Source organism: Streptomyces corynorhini (assembly GCF_003346515.1).
In the GTDB taxonomy this organism is placed as follows: Bacteria; Actinomycetota; Actinomycetes; order Streptomycetales; family Streptomycetaceae; genus Streptomyces; species Streptomyces corynorhini.
In genome coordinates this window covers 101,573-102,045 of the sequence record NZ_QQNA01000011.1, presented here as the reverse complement: position 1 = coordinate 102,045, position 473 = coordinate 101,573, and the positions used below count along the sequence as shown (strand labels likewise).

The 473-nt window shown below is 73.8% G+C and carries 1 pseudogene; it reads right to left on the bottom strand.

Annotated elements, in window-relative coordinates:
- Positions 1-218: pseudogene (locus DVH02_RS37080) on the bottom strand (oxidoreductase); the annotation flags it as partial.
- Positions 219-473 lie beyond the last annotated feature (255 nt).

Below are 473 nucleotides of genomic sequence, written 5' to 3'. Positions count from 1 at the left end.
ATGTTCAGCGTGCGCGCGCCGAGTGCCTCGGCGGCCAGGAGGGCGCCGTCGAGGATGAGGTGCGGGGCCCGGTTGAGCATCACGGTGTCTTTGCGGCAGGGGGGTTCGCCCTCACTGCCGTTGACGACGACGACCGGCCGTACGCCGCGGCGGCCACCCCGCCCCCCTCGTACGACACCGGTCCGCTGCCCCCGTACACCCCGGGCACCGCCGCTCCCTACGACACCGGGGCGCTCCCCGCCTACGACGGCGGCGGCTACGGCGGGCAGGGCCGGGCCGCGCCCTATCCGCAGCAGTCCGCCTACGACGCGACCAACCCCGGTCCCGGTCCCGTCCAACAGCCCCCGGCCGGGGAACCCTGGAACGCACCCGCAGGAGACCGACCGTGAATGCCCCTCTCCCCGATGTCCCCGAAGTCCGTGTCGTCGGCCTCCCCCAGCTGACGCAGGGTTTCGACCTGGTCGAACGCCTTG